Origin of the sequence: Terrimonas sp. (assembly GCF_003075435.1) — a bacterium.
Lineage (GTDB): Bacteria > Bacteroidota > Bacteroidia > Chitinophagales > Chitinophagaceae > Agriterribacter.
Genome location: NZ_QCZJ01000001.1, coordinates 300,640 through 316,355, shown reverse-complemented (window position 1 = coordinate 316,355; position 15,716 = coordinate 300,640). Strand labels below are relative to the sequence as shown.

The window sequence follows — 15,716 nt, the reverse complement described above, 5'->3', positions numbered from 1 at the left end:
GCAGTTACAAAAAATTTTATAAATACTAAATCCAATTCTATGTGTAAAGTCTACTCACGATTTCTTAATCAGAAAGAATAGCCCTCTAATTTTTAATGACGTCTAAATCCCCTATTTCTAAACCATTCAATCTCTTAAAAAATCATGAACAAGGTTAATCCCGCGTGCCTGAAAAAAAAATCAATATCCGCACGTACTTCCGCTTTTCTTTCTATTTTTTTCTTATTTTTTTCTGTCGCTGGTTTTGCTCAAACGATGCAGACTACACAAAAATCTGTGTACACCAAGATTGCCAAATATGTTGGTGGATACATGGAATCTGTGCCAAACGATTATTATAATAATCCTACAAAAAAATATCCTTTGCTTATCTTTCTCCATGGTATAGGAGAACGCGGCGATGGAACACCCGGAGTGTTGGAACGGGTAACTAATGTTGGTATTGCTAAATTATTGAAAGATAATGCTTTTCCGGCCAGCTTTGCATATGGTGGGTCTAATTATTCATTTATTGTCCTTTCGCCTCAAATATCAGGATCTGCATGGGATCAACCAATTGCAGATATAATTGCGTTTGCAAAACAGAATTATCGTGTTGATGAACAAAGAATTTACGTAACTGGTTTAAGTATGGGAGGAATTTCTTTATGGGCATATGCAACTCAAACTGCTGCCAGAGGCAAAGAGCTTGCAGCAATGTTATTATGCACTCCCGGTACAGGTTATACATCCACACAGCTTTCAAATCTCAGTAGTGCGCAATTGCCTGTTTGGGTTACCAATAATACAGGAGATCCGTATAATCCTGCCAGTGGCGCTACGGCATTGGTAAATGCGATAAACAGCACCGTGCCAGCTCCCCCCAAAGCATTATTAACCATTTTTACTAAAAGTGGGCATGATTGCTGGACTGCTACATATGATCCTGCTTTTAAGCAGGATGGACTAAATGTATATGAGTGGATGCTATCGAAAAGCAGAGGTTCTGTTCAGCAGGCGCCTGCCAAACCTGTATTAACAGCCAGTGCAGGAGCAAATCAGATTATTACGCTGCCTACAAATACTGTTACACTTGATGCCAGCGGCTCAAAAGTAACTTCAGGCACAATTACATCCTATAGCTGGACTAAAGTATCTGGTCCAACTACAGGGACGCTTACACTTATATCAAATGGGTTACAGGCAAAGCTAACAGACCTTGTGGCCGGAGTATATGTATATCAGTTGACCGTAAAGGATAGTAATGGCAGTACTGCTACAGCAAATGTAACGGTAACAGTAAATGCTGCAACAACTTCAACAGCACCCCCTACTGCCAATGCCGGGAAAGAACAAACCATAACATTACCTACGAATAGTTGCACATTAAACGGGTCATTGTCATCTGCCTCAACCGGTAATACCATAGTATCTTACAAATGGACCAAAATGTCTTCAAGTCCTTCTGCTGGTGCAATAACAAATCCCAGCAGTGTCTCAACTACAGTTACCGGGCTAGTGGAGGGTGTATACACTTTTAGCCTTACTGTTACCGACAGCAGGGGAGTAAGTGTGTCCGGCGGTACAATAGTTACTGTAAAAGCCGGAACTACCAGTACGAATGTTGCGCCTACAGCAGTAGCGAATGGAGGTGGTGTGATACAGTTGCCCACCAACAGCAGAACACTTAGTGGAACCGCATCAACCCCAGCACCGGGCAGCAGCATAGCTTCTTATTCCTGGAGTAAAGTATCCGGTCCGACAAGCTATAAAATTGCGAATGCAAATGCAGCAACAACTGAATTTTCAAACCTGGTAGAGGGCGTATATGTATTCAGGCTTACAGTAACAGATAAAAACGGGTTATCATCTTCTGCAGATGCAAAAATAGTAGTTCAGGCAGCAGCCGATGTTACTTCTACAGCGCCTACAGCAGTAGCGAATGGAGGTGGTGTGATACAGTTGCCCACCAACAGCAGAACACTTAGTGGAACCGCATCAACCCCAGCACCGGGCAGCAGCATAGCTTCTTATTCCTGGAGTAAAGTATCCGGTCCGACAAGCTATAAAATTGCGAATGCAAATGCAGCAACAACTGAATTTTCAAACCTGGTAGAGGGCGTATATGTATTCAGGCTTACAGTAACAGATAAAAACGGGTTATCATCTTCTGCAGATGCAAAAATAGTAGTTCAGGCAGCAGCCGATGTTACTTCTACAGCGCCTACAGCAGTAGCGAATGGAGGTGGTGTGATACAGTTGCCCACCAACAGCAGAACGCTTAGTGGAACCGCATCAACCCCAGCACCGGGCAGCAGCATAGTTTCTTATTACTGGAGTAAAGTTTCCGGACCAACAAGCTATAAAATTGCGAATCCAAATGTTGCTGAGACTGAATTTTCAAACCTGGTGGAGGGCGTATATGTATTCAGGCTTACTGTAACAGATAAAAATGGGTTGTCCTCTTCTGCAGATGCAAAAATAGTGGTTCAATCGGCAGCAACTGCCAACCGTACTATAGGATCAGATGATAATGCCTCTATAGCTCTTGCTGAAGATAACATAATCAGGAGAGATGAATCGTCATTAGATTTCAAGGTAAGTCCAAACCCGGTTCAATCTGATATGAATATTGCTATAACCGGTGGTTTAAACGGAAAAGCGAGTATTACTGTTTATAATATTAGCGGAAAACAGGTATTACAACAGGAATTTGTAAAAGATGGAAACGGTACTTTAAACAAAGGATTTAATCTATCCAGGTTGCCAAGAGGTATATATGTAGTGCAGGTAGCTGTTGATGGTAAATACAAAAAGGCAATACGAATAGTTAAGCAATAATATGTTTCATTAGAGAAATCTAAACTATTTCTAATAATAAAGGCGGACTTCACAAAAAAGTCTGCCTTTATTATTACCTATTATATCCTCTTTATGTGATTTTTGGGTATTCAAAAATGCTAATCAACAGATTGTTATATTTTCTTTCCGCCATATGTTGTCGATGGTTTTTTCTGCAGTGCGCAAAATTTAGCAGCGTTTACAATGAATGCTTCTTTGCAGGCTTTGTCACGCTGCGTGAAATATGCTTTCCTAACCCCCGCTAAAACAAAATAATCACGGTATTTATTAAAGCATATTTAATGATTTCACATTTGGAAAATATTAGCCAGTATCAGGTAGAAAACAGAAAATCAGCCAGGCGCCAATAAACTATTTATAATAAGTCATTCCCGTTCCTGTGGAAACTTCCATTTCCCTTTGTTGAATTGATTATACTCTTTATACTGTTTATAACATTGCAGTATATACATGCCTAATTCAGCATCGTTAACCGTTATTACATATTCATACATCGGACGGTAAAATTTCATAAAATCAGTGAGTTGTTCCCCGTCCAGGTCAGTGAGCTTTTTTACAAAGGTCCTGTTAAACCGGTAATCAATATGTTTCTGCTGCTCTTCTTCAATAAGCCAGTTCTGTATAAACTTCATGTTCCTGTTTCTGCGAAAGCGAAATACATTGATCAATTCATCAAGATCAACCCCAACGCCGGCTCCCATACTACCCGGTGATAGAGAAGTTGTACGTAAACCAGGCTTTCGGTAATTAAAAATCTTCTCATATTCCTTCCTGTTTTGAAGGGAATCAAAGTGATAGCTTGGTTTTTTTACTGTTACATTAGGCAGTTCAATAGCCGATAACTGTATTGAAATATCAAAGGCGGCGGGATTGGAAATGGTATTTACAGGATATTTTGGTGTAACTTTTTCAAGGTAAGAAAACCAGATAGAGTCGTTCTTGCTTACTCTTATACTGTAAAACCCTGTAGAATCTGTATGTGTTCCATTTCCTGAACTGGTAAGCACCGAAACAAAAGGCAACGGAATTTTTTGTGAGATATCATATACTCTTCCCTGTATTTCCTGGGCATAGGTTGTATTAGCCACAGAAATGAGTGCAACAAATAAAAGAAGATATATTTTCTTATAAAACCTCATCAATCCAAACTCTTTTCAAGGTACGCTTTCCATCTTTGATAAATTTCGTTATATACAGCAGGTGCTTCCCCGGGCTCAGTAGTACTAACCGGTGCATAAGAAGCAAAAGCTTCCTGTGTTGTTTTATAGATTCCTGCGCCTATGCCACCGCCAATAGCAGCGCCTGCCGCTCCATCATTTTCGTATAACTCTACAGGAACGCCTGTAAAATTTACAAAAAGATCAGTAAATAATTTGCTGAGAAACATATTTGCTTTGCCAGCCCGGATCACCGTTGGATGAATTCCATTCTGTTTTAAAATATCCAACCCGTATTTAAATGCACAGGCAATACCTTCCTGCACTGCTCTGAACAAATGTGCAGATGTATGTACGGTAAGCTGTAAGTTACTTATCTGGGCGCCGGGCATTTTATTTTCAAGCATACGCTCTGCACCGTTGCCAAAAGGAAGAATAGTTAAGCCATCACTTCCCAATGCAATAGCTTGTGCCTGGCGATTAATATCATTATAACTTAAATCTTTGCCCATGTTATCTTTTATCCATCTGTTCATAATACCCGTTCCATTTATACATAACAATACACCGATGCTTTTTGCTGTATTATTATGATTAACATGTGCAAAGCTGTTTACCCGAGACTGCAGATCGTAAGTAAGTTTATCACTCACAGCATAAATAACACCGGATGTTCCCGCCGTTGCCGCTATCTCTCCGGGTTTCATTACGTTTAAAGAGAGTGCATTATTAGGTTGGTCCCCGGCTTTATATGCTACAGGAATACCAGGTTTTAATGCAAGTTCTTTGGCAATTTCATTTGTAACTTTTCCATGTACTGAAAAAACCGGTTGCACCGAAGGAATAAATGACCTTTCAAATCCGTAATAGGATACTATTTTATCAGCAATATCATCACTTGTAAAATCCCAGAAAATTCCTTCGGAAAGGGCGGATGGAGAAGTAGATATTTCACCTGTAAGTTTCAGGGCAATAAAATCTCCGGGCAGCATTATCTTATCTATTTTTTCATAAACCTCAGGTTCGTTTTGTTTTACCCACGATAATTTAGACGCGGTGAAATTACCCGGAGAATTGAGGAGACAACCAAGGCAATAATCCGCTCCGAGTTTATTAAAAGCAGTATTTCCAATTTCTACAGCCCTGCTGTCGCACCAAATAATGGACGGGCGAAGCGCATGCTTATTTTTATCAATAACTACAAGTCCGTGCATTTGATACGCAATGCCAACAGAAACTATATCATCCGGGTTGTATTTGCCGGAGCTGTTTACCTTTTTAATAGCCTGTTTAGTATATGACCACCAGGTTTCAGGGTCCTGTTCTGCCCAACCCGGTTGTTTTGATATTATTGCTGCTTCAGTTTCGGGAAATTGAGCAGAAGCAATAATTTTTGTAGTTGCAGCATCAATAACTGATACTTTAACAGAAGATGTGCCAACATCTATTCCAAGCAATAGCATACATAGTAATTAATGATGGTGCAATAATAAGGCAAGATATTTAAACCACTTGGTTATTTTGTTGCCTGCAAGATCGGTTTTTAAAGCAGCATAATGCTTATACCCGCTGAAATACAGTTGTTTTAACGCAATTTTACCGCTTTTTTATTTTCCGTACTTAAAGGCAAATCTTATATTTGATCAGGTACTTATTGTAAAGTGTTATTGATTTTGCTGAAACGATAAAATGAAATCTATAGGAAAATATTTACGTAAGTTTTTTTTATTTTTTCTCATCTGCTGGCACTGGAGCTTATATGTTTCAGGACAGGTGAGGGTTATTGCGTCAGCAAATAAGCAGATACTTACTGCCAATGATCTGTTAACACTGCACTTTAGTGTTGAAAACGCTGATGATGTACAGCAATTTATCCCCCCTTCATTTACCGGTTGCAAAATCGTGCAGGGACCTACTCATGTTAACAGTTCTTCCATCATAAATGGTGTTAAAAGCAATGCTTTGTCTTTTGTATATGTAGTACAACCTGCATCTCCCGGTAAATATTGTTTTAGCGGGGCATCAGCCAAAGTAAATGGGAAGCGGTTAGTATTTAATACATTGAATATACTGGTGAAGAAAATGCCGGGTAAATCGCGGTATGATTTTATTGAGGAAGATGATGATGCCCGCCATGAATTATACAGCGATTATATTTTGAGGCGGGGTGAAAATATACAGGATAAGATCAGGAAAAATCTTTTTATAAAAGTTGATGTAGATAAAACCACATGTTATGAAGGTGAAGCTGTGGTTGCTACATATAAATTATATACCCGTTTGCGTTCTGAATCAAAAGTGGTAAGACGACCTTCTTTCAATGGATTTAGTGTATATGATATGCTGGATCCAACTGTGGCGCCTTCAAGTATTGAAAAATTGAATGGTAAGGATTTTAATGTCTACATTATCCGTAAAGTACAGCTTTTTCCGCTTCAGTCGGGGCAGATGGAATTAGATGCTGCAGAAGTTGAAAACGCGATTACGTTTTTGAAGGCTGATGACGCGATGAAAAATAATGGTGCGAACCTCAGTACACTTCTCAGGGCATTTGAAACGGACGATATAAAAAGCAGTGGTATAGCAACAGAGCATGTAAGCATACGAAGTAATCCTGTTACAGTAACGGTAAAACCTTTGCCAGAAGGAAAGCCTGGCACTTTTAACGGAGCAGTGGGATCATTCAGTATTCAATCTGCTGTAAGCAAAAAGCAAATTCCTTTAAATGATGCTGCCATATTTAAGGTGATCATTAAAGGAGAAGGGAATTTTGGGGTGCTGAATACTCCTGCAATACATTGGGCGAAAAGCATTGAAGCTTATGAACCTAATATTAAGGAAGATTTTTTGAAGAATGTTGTGCCGATGCGTGGTTACAAAGCCTATGAATTTACTTTTACTCCCAAACAAAAAGGCGAAATAGTGCTTGATCCTGTTGAATTTTCTTTTTTCGATCCCGTTGCAAATCAATACAAAACAATTACTACTGATTCAATAACAATTACTGCAACTGCACCCGTTACGCGGGATAGCGCATTTATTACCAGGATGCCGGATAATAGCCAGGAACAGCCTTCTGCATTATCCCGCCCATGGATACTATTCATTGCCGGAAGTTTATTGTTTTTATTTGCGTATGTGCTTTACCGTTATATAAAAACATCTGATCAGAATGCTATTGCAAACCTCCCGGGAGAGAGAGAGGTTCCCGATAAAAAAGATTTGTCTTCGGATGACGTGACTCATCCATCTTCAGTATCTCTCAGCCCCTTGTTTAATGCAAAGCTGATGCTTGTTCAGCAAGACTCACGTGGGTTTTACAGTGAATTGAACAGGGCTTTGCGGAACTATGTTTCTGAGAAATATAAATTTTCAGCTAATCTTAATCTAAAAGAAATAGAACAGCAAATGAAATTGAAAGGACTGGATAATGATATTGTTTCTCAATTTTCACTGGTTGTTCAGCAATGTGAAATTGCCCTGTACAATCCATATCTGAACGAAGCGGATATGCAATCTGTATATGAACTTGCAGAAGATTTTGTATTAAATGTAAGCAAGACCTGATAACAGGATACGTAGGGCTTGCTGTTTAACTTATTTTGGATGATATTCCGATAAGAATCAGTGTCTATAGCTTTTTTAGCATAATTCTTTTTTGCCTCTACAGCCGGCGGGCTGCGTAACCGGAACGCCGCTGCTTTTTGTCTTTTGAAAAAATATGCTTCGCATTTTTTCAATTTCGCCTTCGGCGAAACCATACAAAAAGAGGCGGCTAACCCGGTTACTGGTAAACCTAAAAAAATAAATGCTGTGAGTTAAACAGCAAGCCCTACTTAGTGCATTCCTTATGCCTAAGTGAAATCTCATGTATGCAAAAACAGCATTCTTTGTAAAAAAAGAATGCTGTTTTTCTGAATATTATACAGTGAAATTTATCTCCTGATTACTACGCGTTCTCTTTCCCACCTGTCGCCAATACGAATCAGTATAGTATACACTCCTTCACTGTATCTGCTTAACTGGCCGATTTCTATATTGTTTTGACCAGATTCAACCATTCTTTGTCCGCGAACTACAATTTTACCAGTCATATCTATCAATTGGTATTCTACACTTCCACGTAACGCTGTGTAAAAACTCATTGTTAAAGATGATATAGCAGGGTTGGGGCTCACTTTTATTTTATTATTGCTTATACCTGATAATCTTACTGATAAGACAGCACTGTATTTGAGCGCTCCGTCTTTGCTTGATACTTTTATACGATAGTATAAAATATTATTGTCTGCATTAATATCCGCATCCCTGTATTTAAAGCTTTGTGTTCCTATGAAAGGCGTTTCCTGCGTAACTCTTCCAATCGCGGTAAAATTAATTCCGTCGGTTGACCTTTCAACATCAAAGTAGCTTATCTGTTCACTTGTAAGGATTTTCCAGTTGAGGTCAACCCCTCCACTTTGCTGAACAGCATTGAACTGAAGGAAATCTACCGGCAACACAGTACATGTAGTAACATTCAGGGTTATCGCAGCACATGTTGTAGTGTTACAATCTCCCTCTGCACGTACATAATATGTTGTGGTTACACTTGGGTATACGGTTATTGAGTTTCCGGTGCCGACAGGAGTGCCTCCACAGCTTCCGGTATACCATCTCCATACAGCATTTGTGCCTGTTGACCCGCCATCCCTTGTTAAGGTTATAGCGTTACCCGGACATATAGATCCTGTAGCCGGAGAACGTAAAATGCCTGTAGCCGGAGTAGATGATGTTTTGGCATTCAATAAGAACGCATCGGATATATATGCGCAACTTCTGTCAAGATAAGCGCCTGCAGAATCCGGTCCAACCAAAACTCTGTAGTATTTACCAATATCGCTCGCCGACAGAGGACTTATTGTGTAATCACTGCTTGTAGCAGATGTAATGTCCGTCCATGGTCCGCTGACGTTGTTGCTTCTTTGCCATTGATAATATACTGTTCCGGAAATTACTGTCGGGTCACTTAATGCTGCACTGAACGTAGTTGTGCCGCTGGTACATCCGGCAGTATTGTTTACTGAAACAGTAGGTGTAGGATCGCAAAGACCAAATTGTATATCATCTATTGCCAGGTCATTACCGCAGCCACCTGCAGCGGCATTTGTAATTTCAATAATCACACTGGTTATTCCCGAAGGCATTATGAACTTCATTCCATACTGAGTCCATGCACTGCTGGTAATTTCAGGAGTAGTAAGGTTGGTGATTATATTATTTGTAGCTGCATCTCTTACCGTAAAAGTTAATTTTGGATTTATTATTCCTCCAAAGGCATCACAAAAACTACCATACGATGAATTACTAATATTTGAAACAAATGCAAATAATGAATATTTAAGATTACCACATGAAACATTTACCTGATCTTTATAGATCCTGTTCGATTTTACGTCAGCATTAACCACCATCATTCTGTTATTACCACTACCTGTAGTATGATCGGTACGGCTGATCCACCTTGAGGTATTGCCGTTATTGGCATTACTTGTTAATGCATACCGCTCAATATCCAGTGGTTGACTTGTACTGCCGGTATAATCGGTGGCGGCAGTTCCGGCAGATCCGGTTGCTGCGGGTATTGTTGTACCCAAACCAGAGCCCGTTCCAAAATTTTGAAGGAATAATATTTTTTCCAATGCTTCGCAAGGCGGCATTTCTGCTACTGTTGCAATAAAGAAAGGAGTAGGTCTGTCTTCTCCGGGATCATCTGGTTTTGAGTTATTGTTAAGATCAGGGTTATCGCCATCTGTAGATACATCTTCCAGGTCTATCCCGGCATATCCTGTACCTGTGACCCTGGCATTATTATTATATACTTTACCAATAGTGATATTATTGACCCTGAAAGATACACGAATAATAAAATAATTATTTGCTAATGGGTAGTTAGGTAAAGTTTGACCATCGGCAAGTAAGGCCGATTTAGCAGTAGTTAAACCGGTGTATGCAGTGTTAAGCGCTAATCCTAACGGGTTGTACACCCATGATACAGATAAATTACTTATGGTGTTACCACCTGACCCTGAAACAAAAGGATTACCTGCGCTGGTATTTGATGCTCTCAGCAGTTCGTAAACCTGCACATTACTGATATCCCAGCTTCCAACATTTTTAACTGTAATATCATAACTTAGGTCGTATGTTCCAGGAGTGCCGGTTGGCGTTGCAGATGAAAGTTTCTTTGCAGCACCTACACCGGATATAATTTCAGTAAGGTCATTACTTTGATAGCAAGGGGATTGGGTAACAGCAGTTTTAACACCGGTTAAAATATTAAGATCCCAATATTTATTATTGGCATCAGCGGCGATAAGTTTACCTTCAGCAAAGTTTAAACCAACGATTTGGTCGCCTGATAAATTTGCGATTAAAGTACCCTGTAAAGGATTGGGCGTAGCATAATCCTGGTAATTTACCGACAGATATTTTTTATCCCAAACCATCAGCATCTTACCATCCGGCGTAAGTGTTAAGTCTCCTGACTGCTGTGTAATGTTCACCCCGCTAGGCAGGGAAATAGCTTTGCTGGGACCAAAAGTTCCTGTACTGAAATCTACCGTACGCAAGGCCAAGCCATAAGGAGAGCTTCCTGTGAAAATAAGCTGGTAACAAAGCCCATCTGGGGCGAAAGCAAACCCAAGAATAGCCATATTATTATACACAGTATATAATGCCGTAGTTGGAGGGCATCCACTACCCGGAGTCCAACGCCAGACATAAGTATTATTACCGGTATACCTGTAGTAATACAATTGATGATCAGATGGATTGAACGAAATACCAGCTCCATATATACTAAATCCCGGTGAAGCCAGGCTTGGAATACAATTTTCGTAATCAGATAATGTAGTGGTAATGTTATTGTATCGGAAAACATGCGCAGACCATGTGCTGGTTCCTCCACCGCATGGGCGGCCAACCGATACGGCCATCGATACTGTGGCCGGATTAGTTGCTGTAGGCTGGGCATATACGATTTCAAATACTCCTGCACTGCATATAAGCAGTAAGAATATTTTTAGAAATGCTTTTCTCAAAGGGTAGAAATACGTTTTCATACTATCGAATTTGAGTGCTTCTCAAAAGGTTAAATTGAATATTTTATAGTATTCCTGAACAAAGCTAATATGTGTTTACCATTAGATATTCTCATTTCGATATACTCCCTTTTTTCTTCGATTTTCCAAAACCAGATTAGCATATGTTAATCAAATAGGTGTATTCTTCTATGATTTCATAATATAACGCTTGTAGTTGTCTTTGAAGTATTTGGTCGTACCTCATATATAACGCAAAAACCCCGGCTTAAGTGCCGGGGTTGTGCTAAACTCGTTTTCTATTACGATCTATTTATAGCTTGCCATAAGGCTTTTGGCAAGATCAGTCATCTTTTTAATGCCTTCTTCGGGCAGGTTACCACGTTTAAATTCAGCCAGTACTTCAGGTAATTTATTTTCCATCTCAATCAGGAAAAGCTCTTCAAACTCTTTTACCTTATTAACAGGAACATCTTTTAAAAGACCTTGTGAACCGAGATAGATAATAGCAACCTGTTTTTCAACAGTGAAGGGGCTGTATTGCGGTTGTTTAAGAATTTCCACGTTACGCGCTCCTTTGTCAAGAATAAACTTAGTTGCAGCATCAAGGTCGCCACCAAATTTTGAGAAGGCTTCCATCTCACGATATTGTGCCTGGTCCAGCTTTAATGTACCTGCTACTTTTTTCATTGATTTGATCTGTGCGTTACCACCCACACGGCTAACCGAAATACCCACGTTAATAGCAGGGCGTATACCTGCGTTGAACAGGTTTGATTCAAGGAATATCTGTCCATCGGTAATAGAGATCACGTTGGTAGGGATATAAGCAGACACGTCACCGGCCTGTGTTTCAATAATGGGCAATGCCGTTAAAGAACCACCACCTTTTACAAGATGTTTGATGCTGTCTGGTACGTCATTCATTTTCCTGGCAACAGCATCATCATTAATAACCTTTGCTGCACGCTCCAATAAGCGGCTGTGCAGGTAGAATACATCACCGGGATAAGCTTCACGACCAGGAGGGCGGCGAAGTAATAATGATACTTCACGATAAGCTACCGCCTGTTTACTCAAATCATCATATACGATCAATGCAGGACGCCCGGTATCGCGGAAATATTCCCCGATGGCAGCACCGGCATAAGGCGCGAAGAACTGTTGTGGAGCAGGGTCTGATGCAGAAGCAGCAACAATAACAGTATAAGCCATTGCACCATTATCTTCCAGCGTTTTCATTACGTTAGCAATGGTGGATGCTTTTTGACCGCATGCCACATATATACAGTATACAGGTTTGCCAGCCTGGTAAAATTCCCTCTGATTAATGATCGTATCAATCGCAATGGCTGTTTTACCTGTCTGGCGGTCACCAATGATCAACTCTCGCTGACCACGGCCTACAGGGATCATCGCATCAATCGCTTTAATACCTGTTTGCAGGGGTTCTTTTACCGGCTCACGGAAGATTACGCCAGGGGCTTTACGCTCCAATGGCATATCGTACAGTTCACCAGAAATAGGTCCTTTACCATCTATTGGTTCTCCCAATACATTTATAACGCGACCAACCAATCCTTCACCTACTTTAAGTGAAGCAATGTTGCCGGTTCTTTTTACCTTATTGCCTTCTTTAATTTCACCTGAATCACCCATCAATACCACGCCCACATTGTCTTCTTCAAGGTTAAGTGCTACTGCTTTTACGCCATTTTCAAATTCAACCAGTTCACCGGCACGCACATTATTTAAACCATAAATACGTGCAATACCATCTCCCACCTGTAACACAGTTCCTACCTCTTCCAGATCAGCACCTGCATTAAAATTGCTTAACTGCTGGCGCAGTATCGCACTTATTTCGTCGGGCTTAATTTCTGCCATATCTGTTGTTTTATATTGTTGTTAATCGTTTTTATAAAAACCTTACCTGATATTCCTGATATACACATTGTTCTGGAACTGTCTTTGTATATCTCTCAGGTCTCTTATTATGCTGGCATCTACCAGCTTATTATCAAACTCAAGTACAAAGCCACCAATCAATTCTTCTTTTACAACTGTCTCTAATTCTATATTGGTAAGTGCAGTATCTGTTTTTACTTTTTGTTCAATAGCTTTTCTCAGCTCCTCGCTGATGGGTTGCGCAGTAGTAAGTTTTACCTTATGAATATTTTTCAACCGGTTATACTGCTCAATAAAAGCGTTGATGATCTCTGGCAAAATACTTTCCCTGCCTTTTTGCACCAGCAATTTATTAAATGCCGCAGTAAGATCATTTACTCTTCCTTTAGTAATCGCATCAATAACAGCATTTTTTTTATCTGCAGTAATAACCGGGCTTTTTACGAGGTTCACAAAATCCCTGCTTTGCTTGCATACAGATAGTAAAAACAGCATATCAGCATATACTGCTTCTAATTGATTCCGCTCGAGCGCTAAATCAATCAGGCTCTTGGCATATCTTCCGGCTAAACGTGGCTGAAGCATTTTTAAATTTGAGATTTGAGACTTGAAATTTGAAATGAACGTAGTTCACTCTTATTCAAAATCAAAATTTTTAGTTCAGTTTAATATCGTTTGCTAATTCCTTAATGTAGGTTTCCTGCTGCGCCTTGTTAGACAATTCGCGGCGTAATACTTTTTCAGACACTTCAATCACTAAGTTGCCCACCTGGTTTTTCAGGTCAACCACCGCAGCCATTTTTTGATTTTCAATAGCCTGCTGTGTTTCTGCCATTATTTTAGCAGCTTCAGCTTTAGCCTGTTCTTTGGCTTCGCTGATCATTTTATCTTTAATGGCTTTAGCTTCGTTCAATATCTGTGTTCTTTCCTCGCGTGCCTGTGCAAGCAATTTTTCATTATCACTCTGCAACTGTGCCATTTCAGCCTTAACTTTTTCAGCAGAAGCTATGGCATCGTTAATGCCTTTCTCTCTTTCACCTATGGCTTTCATAATAGGTTTCCATGCAAATTTGCCCAATACAAAAAGCAGGATCAAAAATGCAAGTGTTGACCATATCAGCAAACCTGGGTCTGGAAGTACCAATGGATTTATTTCAAGAAGCATATGGGTATATATTATACTTTAGTTATAATTCAAAAAAAGTACAGGCTTTCCGCCCTGTGCATGAGCCTGTACAAGACGTTAAGTGTCTTACGCTCCGGCGCTATTACCCAAAAGGGCAACAACCACCGCGAACAGAGAAACCGCTTCAACCAACGCCGCAGCAACGATCATGTTTGTGCGGATGTCGTTAGCAGCTTCAGGCTGACGTGCAATACCTTCAACGGCGCCTTTACCAATTTGACCGATACCGATACCGGCACCGATTGCCGCTAAGCCTGCACCAATTGCAGCAACACTTCCTACTACCATTTTTTTAATATTTAAAGTGAATAAAAAACATTTATAACTATTATATCACAGGAATATCTTCATGCTGATCATGATGCTCTTCAATTGCCATTCCTATATATAAAGCTGATAACATAGCAAATATAAATGCCTGTAAAAAACCTACAAGCAACTCAATAACACTAATAAAAACTGTAAACGGAACTGCCATTGCTGAAGCAGCTACTGATTTAAAAATAAATATCAGTGATATAAGGCTCATCACTAAAATATGTCCGGCAGTGATGTTTGCAAATAACCGGATAGTGAGTGATATGGGTTTAATAAAAACACCCAGTAACTCAATAGGCATCAAAAATATCTTCATTAAAGTGGGCAGACCGGGCATCCAGAAAATATGCTTCCAGTAATCCTTTTTTCCATTTACGTTTACAATTACAAAGGTGAAAAGCGCCAATGCAAGTGTAAAGGCGATATTACCACTCAGGTTAGCGCCACCGGGAAAGAACGGAACCAGGCCCAAAAGGTTGTTAATCCAGATAAAAAAGAAAATCGTTAAAAGAAATGGCATATACCTCGTATACTGATGGCCGAGGTAGGGTTTAGCCACTTCATCTCTTACAAATAATATGATGGGTTCGATAAATGATTGAAAACCTTTGGGTGCTGATTTTACACCTCTTTTTTTATAGGCGTTTGCTACAGAAGTGAAAATGAGGATCAGCAGAATAACAGTAAGAAATAAAGAAACCACATTTTTGGTGATAGAAATATCAAATACTTTTTTTGATGCTTCTTCATCTACCGCGCCATCCGCGTTCATGATCCTGATCTTTCCTTCAATCAATTTATAAGGATAGTTACCATTATATATTACCGGCTCGTGGTGTTCGTTTGAAAGTTTGGCGGAAGAGAAGGTTTCAAAACCTTTATCGGTTTTAATAATTACCGGTAAAGGAATGGAAGTATGCCCCCATAAATGCCAGCTATGGTGATCCTTAACGTGATCAAGGATAAAGCCGGTAACGTCAAAATCTCCTTCTTCTCCATGTTTTGCTTCACCCTGCGCTTCCGCAGCATGATTTGGTTCATGTTCCTGGGAAAATGATGTATTAGAATAAAAACATATGAATAGGCTAAAAACCGCTACCAATAAGGATTTGACGCTTTTTGAGAACATCTCTTTCTTGAAATTTGGCGCAAAGATAGGAGTTGGAGGCCAGAAATAATAATATCTGAAATACGAAATCGGGAAATTTCTTCATTCTTTATTAA

At 39.8% G+C, this 15,716-nt stretch carries 10 protein-coding genes; 2 read left to right on the top strand and 8 right to left on the bottom strand.

Going from position 1 to position 15,716, the window contains the following annotated elements; translation table 11 throughout:
* Window positions 1-255 precede the first annotated feature (255 nt).
* Window positions 256-2,820 carry a PKD domain-containing protein gene (locus DC498_RS01220; protein ID WP_206197496.1) on the top strand — a complete coding sequence of 855 codons (2,565 nt, stop codon included), beginning with the start codon at window positions 256-258 and terminating at the stop codon, window positions 2,818-2,820.
* A gap of 386 nt (window positions 2,821-3,206) precedes the next feature.
* On the opposite strand, the gene DC498_RS01215 is transcribed toward DC498_RS01220, so the two are convergent.
* Both DC498_RS01215 and DC498_RS01210 read right to left on the bottom strand, forming a co-directional pair.
* A complete protein-coding gene (locus DC498_RS01215; RefSeq protein WP_116872292.1) occupies window positions 3,207-3,980 on the bottom strand; it encodes a carboxypeptidase-like regulatory domain-containing protein in 774 nt (257 codons plus the stop codon).
* Window positions 3,980-5,461 (bottom strand): xylulokinase, encoded by a 1,482-nt coding sequence (locus DC498_RS01210; RefSeq protein ID WP_116872291.1) that lies wholly within the window; start codon window positions 5,459-5,461, stop codon window positions 3,980-3,982. The genes DC498_RS01215 and DC498_RS01210 overlap by 1 nt, the downstream gene beginning before the upstream one ends.
* Window positions 5,462-5,687: 226 nt before the next feature.
* Between DC498_RS01210 and DC498_RS01205 the strand changes: the two genes are divergently transcribed.
* Window positions 5,688-7,565 (top strand): BatD family protein, encoded by a 1,878-nt coding sequence (locus tag DC498_RS01205; protein WP_116872290.1) that lies wholly within the window; start codon window positions 5,688-5,690, stop codon window positions 7,563-7,565.
* Window positions 7,566-7,933: 368 nt separating this feature from the next.
* On the opposite strand, the gene DC498_RS01200 is transcribed toward DC498_RS01205, so the two are convergent.
* The 6 genes from DC498_RS01200 to atpB form a co-directional block, all read right to left on the bottom strand.
* The gene (locus DC498_RS01200) at window positions 7,934-11,101 is read right to left on the bottom strand and encodes a T9SS type A sorting domain-containing protein (RefSeq protein ID WP_116872289.1); all 3,168 of its coding nucleotides are present in this window, start codon (window positions 11,099-11,101) and stop codon (window positions 7,934-7,936) included.
* 288 nt (window positions 11,102-11,389) lie between these two features.
* Window positions 11,390-12,967, bottom strand: coding sequence for a F0F1 ATP synthase subunit alpha (gene atpA, locus DC498_RS01195; RefSeq protein ID WP_116872288.1), 1,578 nt, complete (start codon window positions 12,965-12,967; stop codon window positions 11,390-11,392).
* A gap of 42 nt (window positions 12,968-13,009) precedes the next feature.
* Window positions 13,010-13,573, bottom strand: a complete 564-nt coding sequence (gene atpH, locus DC498_RS01190; protein WP_116872287.1) for an ATP synthase F1 subunit delta — start codon at window positions 13,571-13,573, stop codon at window positions 13,010-13,012.
* A gap of 70 nt (window positions 13,574-13,643) precedes the next feature.
* On the bottom strand, window positions 13,644-14,153 hold the full coding sequence (atpF, locus tag DC498_RS01185) for a F0F1 ATP synthase subunit B (RefSeq protein ID WP_116872286.1): 510 nt from the start codon (window positions 14,151-14,153) through the stop codon (window positions 13,644-13,646).
* An 87-nt stretch (window positions 14,154-14,240) separates the two neighbouring features.
* Entirely contained in the window at window positions 14,241-14,462 is a 222-nt protein-coding gene (gene atpE / locus DC498_RS01180; protein WP_116872285.1) for an ATP synthase F0 subunit C, read from the bottom strand.
* A gap of 40 nt (window positions 14,463-14,502) precedes the next feature.
* A complete protein-coding gene (atpB, locus tag DC498_RS01175) occupies window positions 14,503-15,621 on the bottom strand; it encodes a F0F1 ATP synthase subunit A (protein WP_116872284.1) in 1,119 nt (372 codons plus the stop codon).
* Between the last annotated feature and the right edge of the window lie 95 nt (window positions 15,622-15,716).